The following is a 25,306-nucleotide window of genomic DNA, read 5'->3' as shown; positions in this document are numbered from 1 at the left end:
TGTGTTGTTAGAGCAGATAACTAGCTATCAAACTCTTCTTTTAGTATTTTCATAACATCAAGAATCGTTTCCTCTTCTAAATCTGTTCTTCTTACTAAATCTTCTACTTCTTGTTTTAAAATACTTCTAGCTGTATCTAAACCAATTTTTGCAAATTCTTCGATAACCCAGCCTTCAATTTCATCTGAAAACTCAGTTAACTCAACGTCATCATCTTCGCCACTAGCAACATCACCTTCTCTGATAACATCAAGCTCGTAACCTGTTAGCTGACCCGCTAATTTTATATTATGACCTCCTCTACCAATTGCTTTAGAAACTTCTTCTAATTTCAGAAAAACTTCAGCTCTTTTATTTTCTTCATCAATTTTGATAGAAGAAACTTTTGCAGGGCTTAACGCTCTTGTAATAAACAATTGAACATTACTTGTATAGTTGATTACGTCAATATTTTCGTTTCCTAACTCACGAACAATTCCGTGAATACGAGATCCTTTCATACCAACACAAGCCCCAACCGGATCAATTCTATCATCATAAGAATCCACAGCTACTTTTGCTTTTTCACCTGGAATACGCACTACATTTTTAACTGTAATCAAACCGTCGAATACTTCCGGAATTTCCTGTTCAAACAATTTCTCCAAAAACTTCTCAGAAGTTCTGGACATAATAATTTGAGGTTTATTTCCTTTTAATTCAACGCTTTCAATAATTCCACGAACATTATCTCCTTTACGGAAAAAATCAGATGGAATTTGTTTTTCCTTTGGAAGCACAATTTCGTTTCCTTCATCATCAACTAAGATAACTACTCTTGGACGTACGTGATGCACTTCGGCAGTATAAATATCACCAATAATATCTTTAAATTGTTTGTAAAGATTTGTATTATCGTGTTCGTGAATTTTAGATATTAAATTTTGGCGCAAAGCCAAAATAGCTCTTCTTCCTAAATCAATCAATTTAACTTCTTCAGAAACTTCTTCACCAATTTCAAAATCCGCTTCAATCATTCTTGCTTCAGTCAAAGTAATCTCCTCGTTTTCAAAATCAAGATCTTCGTCAGCAACAATTACTCTTCTTCTCCATATCTCCATATCTCCTTTGTCAGGATTTATAATGATATCAAAGTTATCATCAGAACCGTATTTTTTCTTTAATGCATTTCTAAACACGTCCTCTAAAATTGCCATAAGCGTTACACGATCAATAAGTTTATTATCTTTAAACTCTGAGAATGAATCGATTAATGCTAAATTTTCCATGCGAATTCTTTAATTAAAATGTTACTGTAACAATTGCCTCTTTAATTTCTGTATAAGGTATTTGTTGCTCTTTTTGAACTGTTTCTTTTCCTTTTCCTACTTTTTTCGGTTCTCTTGCTTTCCAAGACAAAATTATAAAAACATCGTTAGCTTCCACCAATTCTGCCTCAATTTTTTCAGTATTTGTAGTAACAATCAACGCTCTACCAATATTTTTGATGTATTGTCTTGTCATTTTCAAGGGTGATCCTACTCCAACCGATGCTACTTCAAGTGAAAAATCCTGTTCTTCACGATCCAGATTATTCTCTATTGCACGACTAACATCGATACAATCCTGCAGCGCTACTCCATCATCACCATCTAAACCAACACTAATTTTAAAAGAGTCTGACACTGCCAGATCAATCAAAAAGATTGATGGCTTTTCCAGAAGAGCTTCTGTAATTAATCCGTTTACTTTTTCTTTAAATGTCATAATTTTATAAAAAGAGGGGACACTTAGTCCCCTCATTATTTAGATTTTAATAAATAACGGTGCAAATATAGTGTTTTTTTTATAAATCAAAATAAATACATTGCTCTAAAAATATTTCTTATCTTTATAAGAGCATTAAAATAAGAGAATTTCACATTATTTAACCCCAAAAAATTATGAAACGAATTCTGGTACCTACCGACTTTTCCGAACATGCAGAAGACGCTTTGAAAGTTGCGTCTCAAATTGCAAGAAAAAACAACTCCGAAATCATCATTTTGCACATGCTTGAATTACCAAGCCAAATGAATGATGCTATACTTGGAGGCGCAAGCATTCCTGAAACGATGCTCTTTATGAAAAAGGCCAATGAAATGCTGGACGAAGTTTCTTCAAAACCTTATTTAGAAGGAATTGAGGTCACAGAAATTACAAAAATTGACAAACCAATTCATGGCATTACACAAGTCAGCAAAGATTACAATGTTGATTTAATCATAATGGGATCTCACGGTTCTTCTGGCATTGAAGAATTATTAATTGGCTCAAATACCGAAAAAGTAATACGAAATTCCGAAATTCCTGTTTTAGTGATCAAAAAAGACGGCACAAACTTTAATACCTCGAATATTGTTTTCGCATCAGATTTTTCAGACGAAACAAAAAAACCTTTTGAAAAACTTCAAAATTTTGCTAAATTCTTCGAATCAAAAATACATTTAGTCACAATTTGCACACCGAATAGTTTCAAACCAACTCATGAAGCAGAAAAAACAATGAAGGATTTTGTAAATGAATTCAACCTGACCAATTACGACACCCACATTTACAACGACACCAATATCGAAAAAGGAATTATAAACTTTTCAAACAGCATAAATGCAGATATTATTGGAATGTGCACACACGGAAGAACCGCTTTTGCGCACTTTTTTAACGGAAGTATCAGTGAGGGACTAGTAAATCATGCCGTAAAACCAGTAATAACATTTAAAATTTAAACTTTTTTCCCCAAACAAATAACCCAAAAAAAGCTTCCAATTGAGAAGCTTTTTTTTTGATACAATACAGACAAACCCTTTTATTAAAAAATATTTTTACATGAGCTTTTTAACAAAGTTCCTTTGAGCTTTACAACAAAGCTATCAACAAGCTTAATCCGGATCTTTGTCAAATAAAATCATAAAAAAATCAATATGAAAACAATAGACAAAATTTACATTAACGGAGAATTCACCACTCCAAACGGAACCGAATATTTCGATTTAATAAGTCCGACCACAAATGAAAAACTAGGAAGAGTACTTCTGGGGAATCAAAAAGACACCCAAAATGCAATAGCTGCAGCAAAAGAAGCCTTCAAAACCTTTTCAAAAACCACAACAACAGAAAGAACCCAATACCTACAAAACATACAGGCTTCTATTGAAAAAAGAAGAGAAGAATTCATCAATATAATGGTTGAAGAATACGGAGGAACATTACAATTTGCCACTATCAGCTATGACTATATGCTAAAAAGCTTCGAATCGGCAATCAACCTGCTAAATACCTATGCCTTTACCAAAACAATGGGAAAATCCGAAGTTCAAATGACACCGCTTGGTGTAGTTGGAATCATCATTCCATGGAACTCAAGCAATGGTTTTATTTGCAGCAAATTATCAACTGCAATAGCCGCAGGATGCACCACCGTAATAAAACCCAGCGAGATGAGTGCACAACAAACACAATTAATTACCGAATGCCTTCACGAAGCAGGATTACCAAAAGGCGTTTTTAATATCGTTAACGGATTAGGAGAAATTGTCGGAGCAGAAATAAGCCATAATCCGGATATTGCAAAAATCTCTTTTACCGGATCTACTAATGTTGGTAAAATTATTGCAAAAGAAGCAGTAGAAACCATGAAACGCGTTACGCTCGAGCTTGGAGGAAAATCACCTAATATCATCCTTGACGATGCTAATTTTTCAGAAGCAATTCCGCTTGCTATAATCGCCGCTTACATGAATAGCGGACAAGCATGCATTGCAGGAACAAGATTATTAGTTCCCGAAAACCGACTGGAAGAAGCAAAAGACCTCATCATCAAAACGGCATCAAATACTATTGTTGGTGATCCAAAAAACGAAACAACTGCAGTCGGACCAATGGTCAGCGCAAAACAATACGAACGTGTTCAGAATTACATCCGGATCGGTCTTGATGAAGGGGCCGAAATTCTAATTGGGGGCTTAGGAAAACCCAAAGGCCTGGAAAAAGGAAACTTTGTAAAACCAACCGTTTTTATAAATGTAAACAATCAAATGCGAATCGCAAGGGAAGAAATTTTCGGTCCCGTTTTATCTATTATAACATACAAAACCGAAGAAGAAGCAATTGAGATCGCCAACGACACCACATACGGACTACAGGCCTATGTAAGCTCTTCAGATGAAAAAAGAGCCCACAAAGTCGCTTCTCAAATAAATGCCGGACGCGTGCAAATAAACGGAATCGGACACGATCCCATGGCTCCTTTTGGAGGATTTAAACAGTCAGGAATTGGAAGGGAATTTGGAACAATCGGCCTTGAAGCTTATCTTGAACCAAGAGCACTAATTCGTTAAACAAAAAGACAGGGATCCGAAAATCTTTACCCCAAAAGATTTCCGGATCTTTTAGTAACTTTACATGATGACAGCAAAAGCAACCACAAAACCCAAAATATTATACTCCTGCTACTTCGCGCGAAGCCGTGAAGGAGAACACTTTATACCGGAACATGTATTTAGCTATCAGATTGCAGGCGAAATGATCGCTTCAGACAGTAAAAAAACCTATCATTCAAAAGAAGGGGATTTTCGCTTTAGCAGAAGAAATCATTTAGCCAAATTTGTTAAAATTCCACCAGAAGGAGCAGAATTCAAAACAATATCCCTTTTCTTAGATCAGGAGATTTTACGAGAAATAAGCACTGAATACAATTTCAAAATTGACAAAAGATCAGATTTAGATGCAATGATTTCATTGTCCCCAAATTCACTTTACAAATCTTTCATGGAATCCCTTATTTCTTATCTGGAAGTAGAACAGGAAAACAATGAAACTTTATTTAACTTAAAAATCAAAGAAGCCATACATCTTTTACTAAAAGTAAACCCCGAATTAAAAGATATTCTGTTTGATTTTAACGAGCCCGGCAAAATTGACCTCGAAGCCTTTATGAACAAGAATTTCCATTTTAATGTACACCTCACCCGCTTTGCCTATCTCACAGGCAGAAGCTTAGCCACTTTTAAAAGAGATTTTCAAAAAGTTTTTCAGGAAACACCCGGGAAATGGCTTTTAAATAAAAGATTGCAAGAAGCTTATTATTTAATCAATCAGGGAAATCCGCCATCTGAAGTTTATACAGGAGTAGGCTTTGAAGATCTATCTCATTTTTCATTTTCATTTAAAAAGAAATTTGGAGTCGTTCCTTCTTCTTTACTTGCAAAATAAAAAAGCAAAGTAAAAACATCAATACGAAAGCTTATCACATAAAAAAAGCCTCCCGAATGAGAGGCTTTTTATGTTGGTCTACAAGGACTCGAACCTTGAAAGACTGCACCAAAAACAGTTGTGTTACCATTACACCATAGACCACTAAAAACGCTTAAGCGAGCGCAAATTTAAAGTTTTTTTTATTCTACGCAAACTTTTTAAAATAAAAAACCTCTCAAATGAGAGGCTTTTTTTTTGTTGGTCTACAAGGACTCGAACCTTGAAAGACTGCACCAAAAACAGTTGTGTTACCATTACACCATAGACCAGCAAAGCGTTTAAGCGAGTGCAAATTTAAAGCTTTTTTTAGTTTGCGCAAACTTTTTGATAAAAAAAATTCGTTTTTTTTCGTTTTTTCTTTTCCCGAAGTCATAATGATTTCACAAGTATTTCACAAACAACGCATTAATCCCAATAAATACTTTTGAAGAATTTTATGTTAATGCTCTTCTCTTTCAACAAAAAAACATTTTCTTTGTAAGATAGAAAACATACATAATTATAACACCTAAATATGGCACAATTCAATTTCAATAAATGGAATACAATTATTGGTTGGTTTGCATTTGCAATCGCTTTAATCACCTATACATTAACCGTTGAACCTACCATGAGCTTTTGGGATTGTGGCGAATACATTGCCACAGCCGCTAAATTAGAAGTTGGTCACCCACCCGGAGCACCTTTATTCCAGATGATGGGCGCCTTTTTTGCCATGTTTGCCATAGATGCGCAACATGTAGCTGTAATGGTAAACATGATGTCTGTTTTTTCAAGTGCCTTTACTATTCTATTTATGTTCTGGTCATCTTCTATTATTTTGAAAAAAATTATAGCTCAATTTTCTGAAATCAATCAAAACAATTCAATTGTTATATTAGGAAGCTCTTTTGTCGGAGCTCTTGCCTACACCTTCTCTGACAGTTTTTGGTTTAATGCTGTTGAAGCCGAAGTATATGCAATGGCCTCTTTATTAATCGCATTACTTTTCTGGCTAGGTCTTCGTTGGGAACAAGACATGGACAAACCTAAAGGAAACAAATGGTTATTGCTTATTTCGCTTGTTGTAGGTCTTTCTTTTGGAGTTCACTTTATGGCTTTACTGACGATTCCTTCAATAGGTTTTCTGTACTACTTTAAACATTATGAAAAAGTTACTCTTAAAAACTTCATCATTGCCAACCTTGTCGTAGTTGGAATTTTGTTGTTTATCTTTATTTTACTTTTACCACTAACCATGGCTTTCTTTGGTAAAACCGAAATTTTCATGGTAAACAGTCTTGGACTACCTTTTAACTCAGGAACTCTTTTTGTTGCTTTAGCCCTAATTGCATTCTTTTATTTTGGATTAAAATACACCAAGCAAAAAGGATTAATTTTCTATAACACTATCATTCTTTGCATCTTATTTATTTTTATTGGATTTTCAACCTGGATGATGCTGCCTATTCGCGCTAATGCGAATACCGTAATCAACGAAAACAAACCATCAGATGCCGCAGAGGTTTTAGCTTACTACAATCGTGAACAATATGGAGTAAACCCATTGTTCTACGGCCCTCAATACACGGAAGTTTTTGCAGGTCTTGATGCAAAAAACCCATATTCAGACAAAAAGCCTAACTACGAAAGAGATTATAAAACCGGTAAATATATTATTACCAATAATTATAAAAATGCAGAACAAAATTCTGATGACAATCAAAAAACGATCCTGCCAAGAATGTGGAGTACAGAAACAGGACACATTCAAAACTACATCAGTTTTACAAATCCTCCTAAATTCAGAATAAATCCTAACTACGATTATGAACAGGATTTAGGAAAATACGGAATTGATCCAAGTCAATTAAGCGAAGAGGAATATAACAAAGCCACTGCACAATTGCGTAATGAAGTTGAAAAAACAATTACAGAATTCAGACATGCCTATGCTCAGAAACAAATTGACAACGAAGGCTACGTTAAATTTCTAAATAGTTACAAGGATTATTTAATCATAGAAAAACCATCAACTGCAGACAATTTCAGCTTTATGTTCGAATATCAATTTGGATACATGTACTGGAGATATTTGATGTGGAATTTTGTTGGACGTCAGAGTGATGTTCAGGGAAAATATGACAACCTTGACGGAAACTGGATTAGCGGAATCAAAGCACTTGATTCACTACATCTTGGATCTCAGGACAATTTACCATCAGACGTTTTAAACAATAAAGGGCGAAATGTTTATTTCTTCTTACCATTTATTTTAGGCCTTATTGGGCTAATGTATCATGCAAACAAAGATCTTAAAAGTTTTTATGTGCTTTTAGCGTTATTCCTATTTACCGGAATTGCATTGAAAATCTATCTAAATGAGCGACCATTCGAACCCCGTGAAAGAGATTATGCACTTGTAGGCTCTTTTTATGTATTTGCGATCTGGATAGGTTTTGGAGTTTATTCGCTATACGAGAGCATTCAAAAATACATTGCACCTAAAATTGCAGGTCCAATTATCATTGGAGCAAGTTTACTGGCCGCTCCTTTTTTAATGGCGTCTCAAAACTGGGACGATCATGACAGATCAGGCAGATACACTGCAGTTGCAATGGCAAAAGCTTATCTAAACTCTTGCGACAAAGATGCTATATTGTTTACCATTGGAGACAATGATACTTTCCCATTATGGTACGCGCAGGAGATCGAACACATAAGAACCGACGTTAAAATTGTGAATACAAGTTTAATTAATACTGACTGGTATATTGATCAAATGAAAACAAAAGCTTACGAGTCTGATCCGTTACCAATATCTTTTACACACGATCAATATGTGGGTGATAAACTAGATTATGTCGCTTATATTCCAAAAATTGAAACCCGTTGGAATATTACTGATTTTATTAACTTTATCAAAAACCCAAAATCAACTGTAGGTTTGCAAAATGGACAAACTATTCATTTTTATCCAACAAATAAAATCAGGGTTAATGTTGATAAAAATATAATTATCAAAAACAAAGTTGTTAATCCTAAATACAACGATTCTATCGTGCCATATATGGATATCGACATCAAAGGAAATGCATTATACAAAAATCGTTTAATGATGCTGGACATCCTGGCTAACAACAATTGGAAAAGGCCAATTTACTTTAGCGGAGGTGCTTTTGATAACGAAGATTACTTATGGCTAAAAGATTACTTACAGCTAGATGGCATGGTTTACAAATTAGTTCCAATCAAAAACACACCATCAAAAGATGGAGGACCAATGGATATGGGGCAAATTGATGCCGATAAATCTTATGACATTATAATGAAATGGGACTGGGGAAATAGTGATAGTGATAAAATTTATCATGATCCTGAAACCAGAAGAAACAGCATCACTTACCGTACAAATTTATCACGTTTAATGACCCAGCTTATTGCTGAAGGTAAAATTGATAAAGCAAAAAACATTATCAACTTAGCGATGACAAAAATGCCAATTGACAAATATGGCTATTACTCATTGGTTGAGCCTTTTGCCGGAGGATATTATCAAGTTGGAGAAACCGAAAAAGCTCATGATTTGCTTAATAAACTTGTTCAGAAATACAAAGAAGAATTAAATTATTACGCAACATTATCACCTACAGACCAAACTGATTTGGCTATTGATATTATTACTGATATTGAACGCTACAGAAGCTTGTTGCAAGTAATGAAAGACAATAAAGATCTTGCATTCTATGAAAAGCATAAAGTAACTTTTAACACGTATGTAAATGTTTTCGAACGCTTTGGCAGAGAAAAAGAATAATATACGAAAAACATAGCAATTAAAAAAATGCAGCGCTGTTTGATTAATAGCGCTGCATTTTTTATTTTTACATATCTGTAAATCAATTTAAAATGAGCTTTTATTGGGTAAAAACAAATTCATTCATAAAAAGGGTATTTTCTAAATATTGTTGGGACATTCCAAACAACGAAAAGAAAATATACCTAACCTTTGATGACGGCCCAACTCCGGAGATTACCGACTGGGTTTTATCTGAATTGAAAAAGTTTGATGCAAAAGCCACTTTTTTCTGTATTGGAAAAAACATAAAGGCCAATCTCGCTTTATTTGAAAAACTAATTACCGAAGGACATTCCATAGGAAACCATACCATGAACCATGTTAATGGATGGAAAAGCAATAATAATGACTACATCGAAAATGTAAAAAATTGTGCGGCTGTTTTAGAAGAAGAGAAAACATGCAATCTGATATTTCGCCCTCCTTATGGAAAAATTAAAAAAGCACAATCTAAAATTTTACGCAAATTAGGGTACAAGATCATCATGTGGGATGTTTTAAGCGCTGATTTTGACCAGAGCATTACTCCTGAAAAATGTCTTGAAAATGTTACTAAAAATGTAAAATCCGGCAGTGTAATTGTATTCCATGACAGTATAAAAGCTTCGCCAAATTTAAAATTTGCGTTACCTAAGACTTTACACTTTTTAAAAGAAAACGGATATACTTTTGACATTATTCACTAAATAATGCCTATTAAAGAGAAGTAATATTTTATAGATTGAATTGCTCCTGGACAATTCCGATGATTGTATTGGCATCCAGTTCACCTGATTGCCTCCAGATCATTTGCCCTTCTTTATATATCATTAAAGTAGGAAGACCTTTAATACGTAGCGCTTCTGCTAATTCCTGATTTTTATCCACATCGATTTTAATAACTTTGGCTTTATCGCCTAGCGCAGCCGCAACATCCTTAATAACAGGATGCATCGATACAGATGATTCGTTCCAATCTGTGTAAAAATCAATTAACACTGGAACCTGAGCATTTATAAGTTCTCCAAATTTTGACATAAAACCAAAAATTTAATTCTTTTTTAATCTGTTAAAAAGAGATATTTATATACAAATGTAGCATTTTTAACGAATTAAGCCACATTGTTCCCTTTTTTTAGTTCAATCACTGTTATTTCGGGCATAATACCCACTCGCCCGGGATAAGCGTGAAAACCAAATCCACGATTTACATAAACGTATCGGCCAACATTTTCGTATAATCCTGCCCATTGTTTGTAAATGTATTGTGCCAGGCTCCATTTAAAATAACCCGGAATTTCAATTCCAAATTGCATACCATGTGTATGACCCGCTAAGGTCAAATGGAAGTTTTTAGGATGATTTTTAATCTCATATTCCCAATGACTAGGATCATGACTCATAAGGACCTTAAAATCGTCCTGATGTACATTTTGAGAAGCTTTATTCAGATCTCCCGCCTTTTTGAAATTCTGCCCCCAATTCTCTACTCCAATTAGTGCAATTTTATCATCGCCTTTTTGAATATAAGTGTGTTCGTTTAGCAAAAGCTTAAATCCAATTTGGCCGTAAAGATTTTTAATGGCCTCAAAATTCTCGTCTTTTTCTTTTTCAGAAGGCCAGGTTACATATTCACCATAATCATGATTTCCTAAAACTGAGAATTTACCGTATTTATAATTTTTTATTCTATTAAAAGTTTCCAGCCACGGATTCATTTCTTTAGCATGTGTATTCACAATATCACCCGTAAATAAAATCATATCTGCCTCCTGCTCGTTGATCAAATCGATTGCATAGCTGATCTTATCGGGATTATCAAAACTTCCGCTGTGTACATCTGAAATCTGAGTGATCTTAAATCCATCAAAAGCATCCGGTAAATCAGGAAAAAATACTGTTTGTTTAATTACTTTAAAATTATATTTTCCTTCAAAAATCCCATAAATCAATGACAAAAATGGTACAGCCGCTAATCCTAAAGCAATCTGACTAATAAACTTTCGTCTGTCCGGCATTATTTCTCCCCTTGGGGCATTATACATGAAATAATTTAAAATTCCCGCTCCTAATCTAAAGATATCTTCTCCTAATAAAACCAGCGTAATTACAATTTTTGGAACATAAACCAATAACATTAAACCCATTGTAAACATGGTTTGCCTGGTTTGTCCTACCGAACGATCAAATTGTGTAAAAGAATAAATGATAAAAATTAAAAGCAGTACACTTATAATCTGATAACTTACGAGAACCCATCTTAATTTGATTAAAGTACGGAAGGCCTGATAAGAATAGAACTCAATAAATAAGAAAAGAGCACATAGAATTACAAAACGTAGGATCATTATTTATAGTTTTAAGCAAAGTAACAAAGAAAGGAAATTTTATAGCTTTTTATTATCAAAAATTTAACTCAAAAATGACAAAAGCTGATAGATTTCTCTACCAGCTTTTTCTCTACCAAATTTTTTAAAACCTTTATAATCCACAACACGGTTTACATTTATAAACCTGCGTTGTTTTATTTTTTAGCTTCTGGTTTAGCTGCTTCTGTTTTAGCTTCTGCCTTTTTAGCTTTTTTGTCTGCTTTTTTGTCTTTTTTAGGAGCTTTAGCTTCTTTTGCCGGAGTTGTTTGTGCTGGAGTTGTTTGAGCGCTTACCATTGCAGTTGTTCCTAAAACAGCTACTGCTAACATCATTAATTTTTTCATGATTTTGAGTTTTTATGATTATTACTATTTTCATTTATTATACCCCAAAGATATATTCGTTAAATGAAGATGAAATGAAGATTGCTCTTACTAAAAAAAATTAACTTTTAATTGTGTTTTGTACCTCCGGAAACACCAGCATAAAGGTCGTCCCTATATTTATTTTAGACGTAACTTTTATTTCGATATGATGAAAAGAAGCAATACTATCAGCAATAGCAAGGCCTAAGCCCTGACCTTCCTGATCCGAACTAATTCTGGCAAACCTGTTGAATATGTTTTCAATTTGAAAATCAGTCATTCCAATGCCGGAATCTGTTATGGAAATAAAGTAACTATTTTCCAAAAAACCATCCGCAACCGCAATAGTCCCTTTTGGCTTATTGTATTTTAAAGCATTGGTAACTAAGTTATAGATTAGAATATGAATTAGTGTTTTATTGCCCCTAAAACTAAAGTGCTGTTGCATTTTATTTACGAACTCAATTTCCCTGTCCTCAATTCTATCTTCTAAATCTTCCTGAAGATCATTCACAATTTCATGAAAATTTATATCTTCATTTGCCTCATATTGATTGTTATCAATTCTCGAAATCAACAATAAATTATTGATGATTTTTTTTAGCATATCCAATGTTCTGAGAGAACCTGCAATTTTATCAAAAGTATGATCATCTAAGGAATCATTTTGCAGTAAATTTTCGAACTTATTTTTAAGTAAAGCAATTGGAGTAAGCAATTCATGAGAAACATTCGAAATAAATTGTTTTTCTTTTTTAAAAAGCTCTGCAATTCGATCCATCATTTGGTTTAAAACAAAATCAAGCTCTCTAAAATCCCTTGATCTTGCCTTTATAGGAGTATGATCAAAAGCTTCAGGTTCGTTGACCCGCCTTATTTTTGTGTCGATTATTTTATAGAAAGGTTTCAGTAAATATTCGATGTAAAAAGTATCTGCCAGAAAAGTAATAAAGAGTATCACAACAAAAACAATTATAATAAAAAACTTAATGATAAAGACAAGATCTTTTACCTCGTCAAGACTGCTTCCTATTTCTAACTGATATCCCTGATTGTCATAAATAAAATGATATTGCAGGATTCTGTATTCATTTTCTTCTCCTTCAATAACCCGATACTCATTAGTAAAAACAGCTTTCTTTTGATTTGTCTTTAGCGGAGTTCTGGAAAGCACCAAAAATTCGCTATGTAAAGTCGAAAATTGCGAATATGTTTCAGTCGAATCATCTGAGTTTTCAATAAAATCGTTAATTTCATTTCGATCTAAATGGTCGATAAATTTGTGTTTTTTCTCGAGTAGTCCATTATTAATATGTCTGTAAACAACACTTTCGACCAAAATTGGCAGCATAAGCCATAATACCAATATTACCAGCAATCTGGTTAATGCATTAAAAATGGCCAATTGGTGTTTTATCTTCACAGTACTTTATTTACTCATTAATGCGATAGCCCACATTTCGAACGGTTTCAAACCAATCGATAGCGGTATGTTTGTCTAATTTTTTTCGAAGATTTCGAACATGCACATCAATAAAATTAGAATCTGAATTTACTTCGAGAATATCTCCCCAAATATGCTCTGTTAATTGCAATCTGGTAATTACACGATTTTTATTCAGAACCATGTACTGAAAAATATCAAATTCTTTTTTGGTTAAATTAATGGGCACATCATTATAACTTACTTTATAATCCTGAAGCTGCAACAAAAATCCATGGATACTGAGATTATTCATGGTAAAACCATGAATCCTGCGAATAACGGCAAATAATCGGGCACTAAGTTCAGTCAGAGCAAATGGTTTCGTCAAATAATCATCGGCACCAAGATGTAAACCGTTAATTCTGTCGTCTAATTCCCCTCGGGCTGTAAGCACAATGACAGCAATTTTAGATTTTGTTTTTCGAACGGTTTTCAAAACTTCAAAACCATCTCCGTCAGGCAAACCTAAATCAAGAAGCATGGCATCATAATCGTTACTACTCACTTCCTCTAATGCATCACTGCAGTTATGGGCAATTTTGCAAACGTAGCCTGTATTGCACAAAAAATCGTAAACTTCGACAGCGAGTTCCTTATTATCTTCAACAATTAGAATATTCATAACACAGCGTTTAAGCGCAACTAAATTTAAGCAATTCCAAAAAATTTCATCACGCATTATTAAAAAATTAACGAATCAAAAAAAGCTGATAAATTTCTTTACCAGCTTTCTCCATCTGCATTCTCATAATCATTACTTCTGTTTTGCCTCCTTTGCACTTCTTTGAAAGCAAAACAAAAACAAATCTTATTATTTCATTTTAGTAGCATCTGCTTTTGGAGCTTCGCTTTTTTCTGATTTTGCTTTTTTATCTGCTTTATTTTTGTGATGTTTAGTTGCTTTAACCTCTTTGGCAGGAGCTGCCTGAGCCGGAGTTGTCTGAGCACTAACCATTACACTTGTTCCTAAAACTGCTGCTAATACGATAAATAAATTTTTCATGACTTTTAAATTTTAAATTAATGACCTTTTATATTATGATACCCTTTTTCTTATTTTTTTACTTTAGTAGTTTCTGCCTTTGGAGCTTCACTTTTTTCTGATTTTACTTTTTTATCCCCTTTATTTTTAGGGTGTTTTACAGCTTTAACTTCTTTTGCAGAAGCTGTTTTAACATTTTTTGCAGGGAATGCGCTTACCATTACACTTGTTCCTAAAACTGCGACTAATAACATCAATAAATTTCTCATGATTTCTATTCTTTTAAATTAATACCTTTTATTTTATAATACCTTTTATCTTATTTTTTAACTTTAGGAGCTTCTGCTTTTGAAGCTTCTGCTTTTGAAGCTTCTGCTTTTGAAGCTTCTGCTTTTGTTGATTTTACTTTTTTATTAGATTTGTTTTTAGAATGTTTGGTCGCTTTAACCTCTTTGGCAGGATTTACTTTAACTTCTTTGGCAGGACCAACTTTCACAATAACAGGAAATGCATTTACCATAGTACTTGTTCCTAAAACTGCAACTAATGCTATCCATAAATTTCTCATGATTTCTAATATTTAAATTAATACCTCTTATTTTACAGATCAAATGTACCCCTGTAATATGAAGAGAAAATGAAGAAAACCCCTTACATAAATATTTTAACGAGACATTAACGCTTTGCCGGTTTTCTGCTATATACGCTATATAGGTACATTTCAATACAGCGCAATGCAATGTCCTAAAATGTCACGCATATTCATAAAGAGTAAATGAACTTATTATGGTGAAAAAAAAATGTTGTTAGTCTAATTTTTGAGGACCCAATTGTTTATTTTTACAGACTAATATTTTTTTTATGTCAACTCAAAAACGTCTTTTTCTTCTCGATGCTTACGCTTTAATTTTTCGTGGTTATTATGCCTTTATAAAAAATCCCCGAATTAACTCTAAAGGAATGGATACATCAGCGATTATGGGATTTATGAATTCGCTTTTGGATGTCATTAAACGCGAAAAACCAGACCATTTGGCTGTCGCTTTTGATAAAGGCGGAAGTCATGTTAGAAGCGAAATGTTTACTGAATATAAAGCCAATCGTGATGCAACACCTGAAGCAATTAAAATTGCAATACCTTATATTCAGGATTTATTAAAAGCAATGCATATTCCGATTATTGAAATAGAAGGTTGCGAAGCCGATGATTTAATTGGAACAATTGCCAAACAAGCTGAAAAAGAGAATTACAAAGTCTACATGGTGACACCAGATAAGGATTTTGCACAATTAGTTTCTGAAAACATATTCATGTACAAACCAGCCCGAATGGGAAATGGTATTGAAATCTGGGGTGTTCCTGAAGTTTTGGCAAAATTTGAAATCGAAAAACCCGAACAGGTAATTGATTTTCTTGGCATGATGGGAGATGCTGTCGACAACATTCCCGGATTACCCGGAGTTGGTGAAGTTACGGCCAAAAAGTTCCTGAAAGAATTTGGATCGATGGAAAACCTTTTAGAAAACACCCATTTACTGAAAGGCAAAATGAAAGAAAATATCGAAGCCAATAAAGAAAAAGGAATTTTATCTAAAAAACTGGCTACTATTATATGTGACTGCGATGTTGTTTTTAACGAAGACGACTACGAACTTTCGCGTCCTGATATCGAAAAAACCGACGCTATTTTTCAGGAACTGGAATTTAGACGAATGGCGGAACAATTTGATAACTTATTTAAAGCAGGTGGCGGAAATGAATTAGCAAACAAAGGTGATGAAGCCAAATTATACAAAAAACCACAACCCAAAAACGAAGATCAGTTTGATCTTTTTGGAGGTGGCGCTACTACAGATGAAAGCTCAGAAGAAAGAACTTCGTTTTACAATACTTTAGAAAACACCCCTCACTCCTACCAGGCCGTTGAAGGCGATTTAGGAATTAAATTGCTTTTACAGAATTTACAAAAACAGACTTCGGTTTGTTTTGATACCGAAACTACAGGTTTAGATGCTTTGCATGCTGAATTGGTCGGAATGTCTTTTGCTTATGAAAAAGGAAAAGCATTTTATGTTCCGTTTCCGGAAAGCCAGGAAGAAGCTCAGACTTTAGTCGATAAATTTAAACCCTTTTTTGAGAATGAAAACATCGAAAAGATTGGTCAGAATTTAAAATACGATTTGAAAATCCTTTCTAATTACGGCGTTACTGTAAAAGGAAAACTTTTTGACACCATGATTGCGCATTATCTGATTAATCCGGATATGCGTCATAATATGGATATTTTAGCGGAAACATATTTGAAATATTCCCCAAAATCAATTGAAACTCTAATTGGTAAAAAAGGTAAAAATCAAATTACGATGCGCGATGTAGCCCTTGAAGATATTAAGGAATATGCTGCGGAAGATGCTGATATAACATTACAACTAAAAGAACTTTTCACCGCTGAATTAGACAAAACCGAAACTAAAAAATTATTTGACGAAATCGAAATTCCGTTAGTAAGCGTTTTAGCTGATATGGAAACAGAAGGAATTCGTTTAGATGTTGAGTTTTTGAGCGTAATGTCTAAAGAGATGGATATCGAAATCAAATCTTTAGAAGAAAAAATATACGAAACTGCCGGCGAGAAATTCAATCTTGCTTCTCCAAAACAATTGGGAGATATTTTATTTGATAAATTAAAAATTGGCGGGGCAAAACAAAAGAAAACCAAAACAGGTCAATATGCCACCGGTGAAGAAGTCCTAACATATTTAGCCAACGACAATCCAATTGTAAAACAAATTCTGGATTGGCGCCAGATGGTAAAATTACAAAGTACTTATATCCTGGCTCTGCCGGAACAAGTAGACAAAAAAACATTACGTGTTCATACCGATTATATGCAAACTGTTGCGGCTACAGGTCGTTTGAGTTCTAATAACCCAAACTTGCAAAACATCCCGATTCGTACCGAAAGAGGTCGTCAGATTCGTAAAGCATTTGTGGCACGCGATGAAAACCATACTTTAATCTCTGCCGATTACTCGCAAATAGAATTAAGAATTATAGCCGCTTTAAGTGGGGAAGAAAATATGATTGCCGCTTTTCAAAACGGAGAAGACATTCACAAAGCAACAGCAGCCAAAGTTTTTGATGTTCCTTTGGATGAAGTTTCCCGTGAACAAAGAAGTAACGCTAAAACGGTAAACTTTGGAATTATATATGGTGTTTCTGCTTTCGGATTGAGCAACCAGACTTCGCTATCCCGGAGTGAAAGCGCTGCTTTGATTGAAGCGTATTACAAAACATATCCGAGATTAAGATCTTATATTAACGAACAAATAGAATTTGCACGTGAAAAAGGATATGTACAGACTATTCTTGGCCGTCGTCGCTATTTAAAAGACATCAACTCGGCAAATGCCATAGTGAGAAGTGCTGCTGAACGAAATGCTGTAAATGCCCCAATTCAGGGAAGTGCAGCCGATGTGATTAAAATTGCGATGATCAACATTCATAGAAAACTAAAAGAAGAAAACTGGAAATCTAAAATGTTGCTGCAGGTTCATGATGAGCTTGTGTTCGATGTTCACAACGACGAACTCGAGAAAATTCAGCCTATGATCAAACATGAAATGGAAAATGCCTTTATGATGAGTGTCCCTTTAGATGTTGAACTCGGATTAGGTAAAGACTGGCTGGCAGCGCATTAATAATTTTAGATTTTAAAACTACTATTTAGATAAAAACTAACTACCGTATTTTCAAATGAGAATACGGTTTTTTTATATCATATTTAATTTACGTAAGAAATATAGTATATTACATCGCTAATTATAAGTTTTTTATTATATCTTTAATTTCAGCAATACCAACCTATTATAATTACTTAATTAAATTCAATATCGATTAAACAATTAGATGAAAAAAATAATATCAGCCTCGGTTTTAGCATTAATGCTATCCTTAATTATTTCATGCCAAAATAAACAACAAAATACTATGATACAAAATCAAACAAAATTACCAGAATTTGATTGGAAGGCAAACGTAAACTGCCCTCCTGGATACCCTGTAGAAGTATACAGAGGAGGATTGGAAGGAGATGGCTCCTATGCAAGCTTAGATTCTGGAACTGCGACCGGAAAAAATGGATGGGGAGCTTCAGGTGCAGATGTAAGCTATGGAGTAAAATCTTTGCCCAACCGCATCAACTGCATCTGGGTCTCATATGCCGAAGGCTGTTTCTATAGTATAGACAGTGCAATAGATTATGATAAAATGCTGCAATTGTTTAAAGAAGGCTATCAAAACAGTAGTTCTTTTTTTAATGATAACGGGGCATATAAAAACCGCACATTTACGACTATAATAGCAGGTTTTGCTCCTGGAGGCGTTGTAATAATTTGGATTATGGGCCCCGGCAGACAAGTAGAAATAGGACGCTATCAAGGCGAAAAATACGAAGTCCCTGAGGAAGAAATTGACAAATTAGACAATCATGACAGGCTTATGTTTCAGAAAGACTATCAGAAAGAAACCATGCTCAATACTCAAATAGTACCGCTTAAAATTCGTGAAGCCCATGCCGGTAAGTCAATACCTTATGGACTTTGGGACAGTTATAGAGCCAAATATACATGGAGACCCGTTTTTGCCATTAAAGAAGAAATGGAAATTACCTCTATTTTTTGTGAAATGCTAAATGGAGAATATGAAAAATTATTTGATAAGAATTTATTGGAAAATAAATTTAGTAAACGAGCCATACCAAGATCTGCCACTCTTACCTGGACAGATTGGAAAAAAGAAAGCTGGAAAGATACAATAGGACAGGGTCATGCTGCAGAAATTTTTTTTGATGAGCAGGAAATAATAAAAGCGTATGATGAAATACACAAAGACGACAAAGAAGGAAAAGTTGAAATACGCTTCTATATTAACTACACCAGCACGTTTGTAACAGTACAACTTACCAAAGGAGAAAAGGAAGTCAGGCTGATAAAAACCAAAGTTGAAGCGTATGACACTAAAAATTTAAGCTTAAGAAAATAATCATGGGAAAATCATTTGTATACAATAGCGGTTCTGCAGAAGACAACAAAAAGAAAGATGAATTATGGCTTGATTTTGGAATTTTTATAGACGGAACACTTAATAATAAAGAAAACACCAGACTTAGAAGAAAATACCGGAAAGAAGATGAAAACAGCATTTTGAATAAATGGAAAAAAGGTGCTGATTTAGAACGGGAACGATTAGATTATGAAGCCGTACAAAAAGGTGGCAAAGTAATGCCACCAACAGGCAAAAAAGAAGATGCACAGGAATATCATGATTACCTGTTGGGCATTTACCGCGATGATTTTGACAAAGCCGGCACTGATAACAGCTACAGTAACGACGATACCAACATAAGCCGTATGTGGAAATGCTGTACAGAAGACTATAGAATTTACATAGAAGGCATGGGTACTACTGACAAGGCTTATGACAGTCAGGATGGTTTTGCATTTGGTTCCGGGCAAACTGGGATACGTGCCAGAGTGCGATTAGCATGTGAAAGGATAGTTGATAAAATGAATATTGTAAAAGATAATAATGACACACAAAAAAGGATAACCCAAATCACGCTCGATGTATTTGGTTTTAGCCGTGGTGCGGCATCGGCACGCAATTTTGTACACGAGGTAAATGCGAAAAAGCCTTACAAACCTCATGAGATAGAGATTCCGGATGACTTTTATCCCATGGAGAAATACGAATCAAAAACCCAAATGCGTCGTCGCAAAACCAGAAAAGCACTTGGCGATGCAGATGGTATGGAAATAAATCCTAAATATCTTATAGATGGCAAAATGCCCAGATTAGGTCATTTAGGATATAGCTTATTAAAACAAGAGGTTATTACCCCAGAAGAATTAGAGGATCTTAAGCTCATTATACGTTTTGTAGGGATTTATGACACCGTATCCTCTTATTACGAAATAGGAGCCTTAGGGGCGTATGATGATGATGATGGCAAACCAGAAGATGATGAAAAATGGGGCAAATTAGCCCGAGAAGCTGCATCATCACATTTTACAGATGACGAAAAAGAGCTTAGTCTTCATGATTTAGGAGATGTAAGCAGGTTTCAGAAATTAGTACATTTTACGGCAAAAGATGAACACAGGCGAAACTTTTCACTTACCAGAATTAATCAAATACCTAATAAAGCCATCGAGAAAAATTTCCCTGGAGTCCACTGCGATATAGGCGGTGCTTATGAAAATGAGGAAGAGGAGTACATAGATGAAATAGGAACTAGTTTAATGGATAATGGATATGTAAATGAGAAAGAAAGTATACCATTAATTACATTGCCGTGGCAAAATTACACCAAACCTAAAATGGGTCTTGAAGTGCTAAAACAAGATTTAATCGATCAACATTGGTACAGAGATGAAGAACTTAAAATTATGCATGAGTATGATAGTTTCACATGGAAATTGGGAAAAAAAATACCCATCCCTACGTATCTAAAGTTAACCGGAACCCGTAAGCGTATTTTAAAAGAATATAGTTATATTTTTCTGCATTTTATGGAAGAATTTTGCAGAGACATTTGTATGGATAATTTTTTTAACCGAGAATCAGTAAAAGAATATCCTCTTAATAATTTTTTTCTCGAAGAGGTAAAATCATCATTACATAGATATGTTTTTGCTGATGCCCCAGAATGGGAATTTGTAAGTGATGCAGAATTACTAAAGGAAAAAAAACAAAGAGAAGAAATAGCTTTACAGATAAAAGAAGACGCAGAACCGGAAATAATATTACCTGAAATAGATATTAATGAAGATGAAACACCAACGATACTTATTGAGCTTCCAGAACTAAAAATAGATAATTTAAATAAACAAAATGCAATTCGAAGATTGCGTCATGATTATTTACATTGGTCTTCAACAAGAGATTGGTTTGGTATGGAGCCAAATGATGACAGAAAAAGAGTTTATTATCCTAAAGAATAATGTGTGAGGTATTACAAAAATTTAGAACTGACTTTTATTTACTGCCTATTTTTCATTAAACTAAAAAAGCCTGACAATTATAATCATCAGGCTTTTTAGTTTTAAACTTTTCCTATAGACTCTCTCTCTCTTTCAACTTTGTCTTGATGACAATGAACTCGAGAAAATTCAGCGTATGATTAAACATGAAATGAAAAACGCATTTATGATCACTGCTCCTTTAGACGTTGAACTTGGTTTGGGGAAAGATTGGTTAAAAGCGCATTAATAAAAAAAATGTTTGTTACATTTATTCCTCAATTGAGTTTTTTTATTAAAAAGCCAAAATAACAAATAGGAAAATTCGTATATTTATAAAACCGTAAAATAACAAGACTAATTTTCTCTAAAAAAAATGAAAAAGAACACTTTATTAGCAATAATATCAATTTGCCTACTTGCAGCAGTAAATTTATTTTGGGTTATACAATCTACCATATCAATAAATGAAGAAATATACTATCGGCTATCAAAAATCATGGGGTTTCTACAATTGTTAGCATATGCTGGATTGTTACCTTTTTTTGTGACATTATACAAAAAACAATAAATAAAAATTATCATGAATGAAGAATTAAACAAACTTTTCGAGATTAAAAATACTCACCTAGAAGAAGACACAGACTCGAATCTGTTCGATATAACTGTTCATCTAGTGATGAGAGTAATGATTCCGTTTTTTATTTTTTTTCTATTATACTCGATTGTAGATTATTCAGGCAACATAGGAATAGCATACATAGTTTTTTTCATTTCCCTTTTTATCCTTTCTTTAATAATTGTTACACTTTTAATTGAAGCTTCTAACCTTAATAAGAAGAATAAAATATATTTAAGAAATACCAATTATGTCATATTAGCTTTCTATACTCTCCCTTTTATATTGGGATTAATTATAATTGCCAGAAATTCTTAAATAAAATTCAACAAAATAATACATATAAAAAAAAAGACTGTCCTGGACAGTCTTTTTTTATAACCTATATAATATTATTTTTTTCTTGTCGATTCTCGTTCTTTCAGTTTTGTTTTGATTACGATAGTTTCATAATCTGAAGTTTCTTCTTCAGATTCTTCCAGACGTTTGATTAATTGTCTGGCAGCAACTTCTCCAATTTCAATTCCGTGTTGACTTACTGTTGTTAAACTTGGCGATAAACGTCTTGAAGCCAGGATTCCGTCAGCAAAACCTATAATAGATATATCTTCGGGAACTTTATATCCTTTTTTCAAACTAACCCTTAAAGCAGCAACCGAATCATTTTCGTCCAAAGCAAAAATCGCATCCACTTTATTGTCAAAAATCGCATCAATCTTCGCTTTCATATCTTCTTCAGAATCGGTACGAAGAATAATCTTTTCGTTTACCGGAATATTATTGTCTTTTAATGCTTTCAAATATCCATCGGCTCTTAATTTTCCAACGCTTAAATTATCCACAGAAGAAATTAAGGCAATGTTTTTACATCCCAAATTGATTAAATGCTGTGTTGAATTCAAAGCTGAGTCAAAATCATCAACGACCACTTTATCACATTCTACTTCATCTGCAATACGGTCAAACATTACAATAGGAGTTCCGTCATTTATAATAGCCGAAAAGTGATTGTAGTCCTGAAGCTTTTGGGCTTCTTCAGAAACCGAAAGAATAAATCCGTCGATTGTTCCGTTGCTCAGCATTTCAAGCGTATGAATTTCTTTTTCTAAAGATTCATTCGAAATACAGGTAATTACATTATATCCTTTTTTATCGGCTACTTTTTCAATACCACTAAAAACCTTTGCAAAAAAGGAGTTTAATATATTAGGTATAATTACACCAATTGTTTTAGTCTTACGATTCTTCAAATTCAGACCAATAACATTCGGTTTATAATTTTTGAGTTTGGCATACTCCTTAATCTTCACCTTCGTTTGCTCACTAATTTCGGGGCTATCGTTTAATGCCTTAGAAACAGTCGAAACAGAAACACCAAGTTCTTTCGCAATTTGTTTTAGAGTTGCTTTAGCTTTCATTTAAAAATATTTTATGTAATTAATACAAATATAGTAGAATTACCTAAAATAAAACAAAAAACACCTACCAGTATTTGAATTTATAAGGTCTTTTAAAAATAAAATTAAAATAGTGCGATTTTTCAAAACCGCATCTCATAAAATTTCGTTAATAACTTAATACATGTTATTAACCTTTTAAAAGACCTTGATTATGAAAAACGAAGTTAAAATTCATGAAGTCGACCCTTCATTGAATAACAGAAGGAGCTTTCTAAAGCTCAGCGGACTAACATTAGTGACTGCAGGTTTGGTTTTAGCTGGGTGCAGCAACAATGATGACGATAACGAGCCTGAAGATACCTCGTTACCAGGAATTAGAAATGGCGTCTTTGATTTAGGCTCAGGAGATTTTGGAGTATTAACATATGCTTATGCCCTGGAACAACTGGAAGCCGACTTTTATACTAAAGTTGTAAATTCTACAAGTTTTAATAGTGCCTTTAATGATACTGAACGTCAGGTATTAACTGATTTGTATCATCACGAAGTAATTCACAGGGATTTTTTCAAAGCTGCTTTGACCGGAGCACTTCCCAATCCAAGCACTCAATTACTTCCTACTTTAGCTTTTAATTATGGATCTCTGAATTTTAATAGCCGTACTGATGTTCTTGCAACAGCAAAAGCTCTTGAAGACACAGGTGTTGCTGCTTACAACGGAGCCGGGAAATTAATTAAAAGTGCCGATTATTTACTGTTAGCCGGAAAAATTGTTTCTGTAGAAGCAAGACATGCATCTGCTATCAGAAGTTTAATCAATCCTAATTCTAAGGATTTTGCCGGCGACGATATTATTAGTACATCAACTGGTTTAGATGTTGCCAAAGATCCTTCTAAAATTCTACCAATTGCCGGAGGCTTTATTACCACAAAATTTACTGCAAAATACTTACCTTAATCTTAACTAGCTAAAACTTAGAAATTATGAATATTTTAAAATTTATAGAAACATTTACTGATGATAGCTTAATGAGAAGCACTGGATCAAGAAGAGACAGTTTTAATCAGTTTGGAAACATAGGAAAAACACTGGCATATGCATCAATCCCGTTTGGATTATCTGCGATGGCCAATAAAGCATTAGCAAAAGATATTACTGCAACACCGGCAACCCCAATTGGAGCTTTACAATTTGCCTTAACATTAGAATATCTGGAAAACGAATTTTATGCCATGGCATTAGATTCAGGAGTAATTCCCGCATCAGAAAATGGTGGCCGTGATTTAAAAGTTTTCCAGCAAATAGCAGCACACGAATCTAATCATGTTAAATTTTTAATTGCAGGACTCGGCGGACCAGCAAGTGCTAATTTTGTTGCTAAACCTACTTTTGACTTTACTGTTGGAGGAGCATTTAACCCGTTTGGTGACTATCCAACCTTTTTAGCATTGGCACAAGCTTTTGAAGATACAGGTGTAAGAGCTTATAAAGGTCAGGCTGCAAATTTAATTTCGGCACCCGATTTATTAACTGCCGCATTACAAATTCACTCTGTAGAAGCACGTCACGCATCAGAAGTACGACGATTACGAACATTAAAAGGATGGATTTCGAATAGCGAAAGAGGCACCGGAATGCCCGCTGCAACACAAGCCGTTTACGATGGCGAAGGAGTTACGGTACAGGCCGGATTTAATACTGCTGCTGCATTTGGAGCTTCCGCAGGATCAGAAGCTTATGATGAGCCACTTACAACACAACAAGTGGTTGATATTGCAAATATTTTTATTGTTTGATAAAAAAAAATCTAAATAATGAACCACCTTCGCGTTATTGTGAAGGTGGTTTTTTTTTATTCTTTATAAATAGAAAACTGACACCCTGATTTTCAGCAGATAAAATATTCTTTTCAGGTATTTGGTTTTAAAATAATTAATTGTACTTTTGCATCCCCTTTATTGGGGATGGAA

General features: G+C 34.0%; 21 protein-coding genes and 2 tRNA genes. 10 read left to right on the top strand and 13 right to left on the bottom strand.

Annotated elements, in window-relative coordinates:
* Positions 1-20: 20 nt before the first annotated feature.
* Both nusA and rimP read right to left on the bottom strand, forming a co-directional pair.
* The gene (gene nusA, locus ACHRWY_RS22585) at positions 21-1,268 is read right to left on the bottom strand and encodes a transcription termination factor NusA (protein WP_395357651.1); all 1,248 of its coding nucleotides are present in this window, start codon (positions 1,266-1,268) and stop codon (positions 21-23) included.
* Between the two features lie 13 nt (positions 1,269-1,281).
* A complete protein-coding gene (gene rimP, locus ACHRWY_RS22580) occupies positions 1,282-1,746 on the bottom strand; it encodes a ribosome assembly cofactor RimP (RefSeq protein WP_395357650.1) in 465 nt (154 codons plus the stop codon).
* 176 nt (positions 1,747-1,922) lie between these two features.
* On the opposite strand from rimP, the gene ACHRWY_RS22575 reads away from it, so the two are divergent.
* The 3 genes from ACHRWY_RS22575 to ACHRWY_RS22565 all read left to right on the top strand — a co-directional run bounded on the left by ACHRWY_RS22575 (position 1,923) and on the right by ACHRWY_RS22565 (position 5,232).
* A complete protein-coding gene (locus ACHRWY_RS22575) occupies positions 1,923-2,747 on the top strand; it encodes a universal stress protein (protein WP_395357649.1) in 825 nt (274 codons plus the stop codon).
* A 195-nt stretch (positions 2,748-2,942) separates the two neighbouring features.
* Positions 2,943-4,358, top strand: coding sequence for an aldehyde dehydrogenase family protein (locus tag ACHRWY_RS22570; protein ID WP_395357648.1), 1,416 nt, complete (start codon positions 2,943-2,945; stop codon positions 4,356-4,358).
* A gap of 64 nt (positions 4,359-4,422) precedes the next feature.
* On the top strand, positions 4,423-5,232 hold the full coding sequence (locus ACHRWY_RS22565) for a helix-turn-helix domain-containing protein (RefSeq protein WP_395357647.1): 810 nt from the start codon (positions 4,423-4,425) through the stop codon (positions 5,230-5,232).
* A gap of 73 nt (positions 5,233-5,305) precedes the next feature.
* Here ACHRWY_RS22565 and ACHRWY_RS22560 read toward each other — a convergent pair.
* Together ACHRWY_RS22560 and ACHRWY_RS22555 are read right to left on the bottom strand one after the other, a co-directional pair.
* Positions 5,306-5,376, bottom strand: a tRNA-Gln gene (locus tag ACHRWY_RS22560).
* Between the two features lie 96 nt (positions 5,377-5,472).
* Positions 5,473-5,543: transfer RNA gene (locus ACHRWY_RS22555), tRNA-Gln, on the bottom strand.
* Between the two features lie 245 nt (positions 5,544-5,788).
* Between ACHRWY_RS22555 and ACHRWY_RS22550 the strand changes: the two genes are divergently transcribed.
* Both ACHRWY_RS22550 and ACHRWY_RS22545 read left to right on the top strand, forming a co-directional pair.
* Positions 5,789-9,070, top strand: coding sequence for a DUF2723 domain-containing protein (locus ACHRWY_RS22550; RefSeq protein ID WP_395357646.1), 3,282 nt, complete (start codon positions 5,789-5,791; stop codon positions 9,068-9,070).
* 92 nt (positions 9,071-9,162) lie between these two features.
* Positions 9,163-9,798 (top strand): polysaccharide deacetylase family protein, encoded by a 636-nt coding sequence (locus tag ACHRWY_RS22545; RefSeq protein ID WP_395357645.1) that lies wholly within the window; start codon positions 9,163-9,165, stop codon positions 9,796-9,798.
* A gap of 28 nt (positions 9,799-9,826) precedes the next feature.
* Here ACHRWY_RS22545 and ACHRWY_RS22540 read toward each other — a convergent pair whose 3' ends face one another.
* The 8 genes from ACHRWY_RS22540 to ACHRWY_RS22505 form a co-directional block, all read right to left on the bottom strand.
* A complete protein-coding gene (locus ACHRWY_RS22540) occupies positions 9,827-10,129 on the bottom strand; it encodes a co-chaperone YbbN (protein ID WP_068844990.1) in 303 nt (100 codons plus the stop codon).
* Between the two features lie 74 nt (positions 10,130-10,203).
* Entirely contained in the window at positions 10,204-11,439 is a 1,236-nt protein-coding gene (locus ACHRWY_RS22535; RefSeq protein WP_395357644.1) for a metallophosphoesterase, read from the bottom strand.
* Between the two features lie 176 nt (positions 11,440-11,615).
* Entirely contained in the window at positions 11,616-11,804 is a 189-nt protein-coding gene (locus ACHRWY_RS22530; protein WP_395357643.1) for a hypothetical protein, read from the bottom strand.
* Positions 11,805-11,904: 100 nt separating this feature from the next.
* Positions 11,905-13,248: a sensor histidine kinase gene (locus ACHRWY_RS22525; protein WP_395357642.1), complete on the bottom strand. Its 1,344-nt coding sequence runs from the start codon at positions 13,246-13,248 to the stop codon at positions 11,905-11,907.
* A 10-nt stretch (positions 13,249-13,258) separates the two neighbouring features.
* Positions 13,259-13,933, bottom strand: coding sequence for a response regulator transcription factor (locus ACHRWY_RS22520; RefSeq protein WP_395357641.1), 675 nt, complete (start codon positions 13,931-13,933; stop codon positions 13,259-13,261).
* 189 nt (positions 13,934-14,122) lie between these two features.
* Positions 14,123-14,314, bottom strand: coding sequence for a hypothetical protein (locus ACHRWY_RS22515; protein WP_395357640.1), 192 nt, complete (start codon positions 14,312-14,314; stop codon positions 14,123-14,125).
* 50 nt (positions 14,315-14,364) lie between these two features.
* A complete protein-coding gene (locus ACHRWY_RS22510) occupies positions 14,365-14,562 on the bottom strand; it encodes a hypothetical protein (protein ID WP_395357639.1) in 198 nt (65 codons plus the stop codon).
* 50 nt (positions 14,563-14,612) lie between these two features.
* Positions 14,613-14,861, bottom strand: coding sequence for a hypothetical protein (locus tag ACHRWY_RS22505; RefSeq protein WP_395357638.1), 249 nt, complete (start codon positions 14,859-14,861; stop codon positions 14,613-14,615).
* 293 nt (positions 14,862-15,154) lie between these two features.
* On the opposite strand from ACHRWY_RS22505, the gene polA reads away from it, so the two are divergent.
* From polA to ACHRWY_RS22490, 3 genes are all read left to right on the top strand, one after another.
* The gene (polA, locus tag ACHRWY_RS22500; RefSeq protein ID WP_395357637.1) at positions 15,155-17,995 is read left to right on the top strand and encodes a DNA polymerase I; all 2,841 of its coding nucleotides are present in this window, start codon (positions 15,155-15,157) and stop codon (positions 17,993-17,995) included.
* A 208-nt stretch (positions 17,996-18,203) separates the two neighbouring features.
* A complete protein-coding gene (locus ACHRWY_RS22495; RefSeq protein WP_395357636.1) occupies positions 18,204-19,337 on the top strand; it encodes a DUF2931 family protein in 1,134 nt (377 codons plus the stop codon).
* A gap of 2 nt (positions 19,338-19,339) precedes the next feature.
* On the top strand, positions 19,340-21,298 hold the full coding sequence (locus tag ACHRWY_RS22490; protein ID WP_395357635.1) for a phospholipase effector Tle1 domain-containing protein: 1,959 nt from the start codon (positions 19,340-19,342) through the stop codon (positions 21,296-21,298).
* Positions 21,299-22,327: 1,029 nt separating this feature from the next.
* On the opposite strand, the gene ACHRWY_RS22485 is transcribed toward ACHRWY_RS22490, so the two are convergent.
* Entirely contained in the window at positions 22,328-23,353 is a 1,026-nt protein-coding gene (locus tag ACHRWY_RS22485) for a LacI family DNA-binding transcriptional regulator (protein ID WP_395357634.1), read from the bottom strand.
* A 193-nt stretch (positions 23,354-23,546) separates the two neighbouring features.
* On the opposite strand from ACHRWY_RS22485, the gene ACHRWY_RS22480 reads away from it, so the two are divergent.
* Entirely contained in the window at positions 23,547-24,293 is a 747-nt protein-coding gene (locus ACHRWY_RS22480; RefSeq protein WP_395357633.1) for a ferritin-like domain-containing protein, read from the top strand.
* Between the two features lie 26 nt (positions 24,294-24,319).
* A complete protein-coding gene (locus tag ACHRWY_RS22475) occupies positions 24,320-25,132 on the top strand; it encodes a ferritin-like domain-containing protein (RefSeq protein WP_395357632.1) in 813 nt (270 codons plus the stop codon).
* Positions 25,133-25,306 lie beyond the last annotated feature (174 nt).

The organism is Flavobacterium sp. FlaQc-48, assembly GCF_044007335.1.
Lineage (GTDB): Bacteria > Bacteroidota > Bacteroidia > Flavobacteriales > Flavobacteriaceae > Flavobacterium.
The sequence above is the reverse complement of the archived record's forward strand: the minus strand, read 5'-3'. Positions and strand labels throughout refer to the sequence as shown.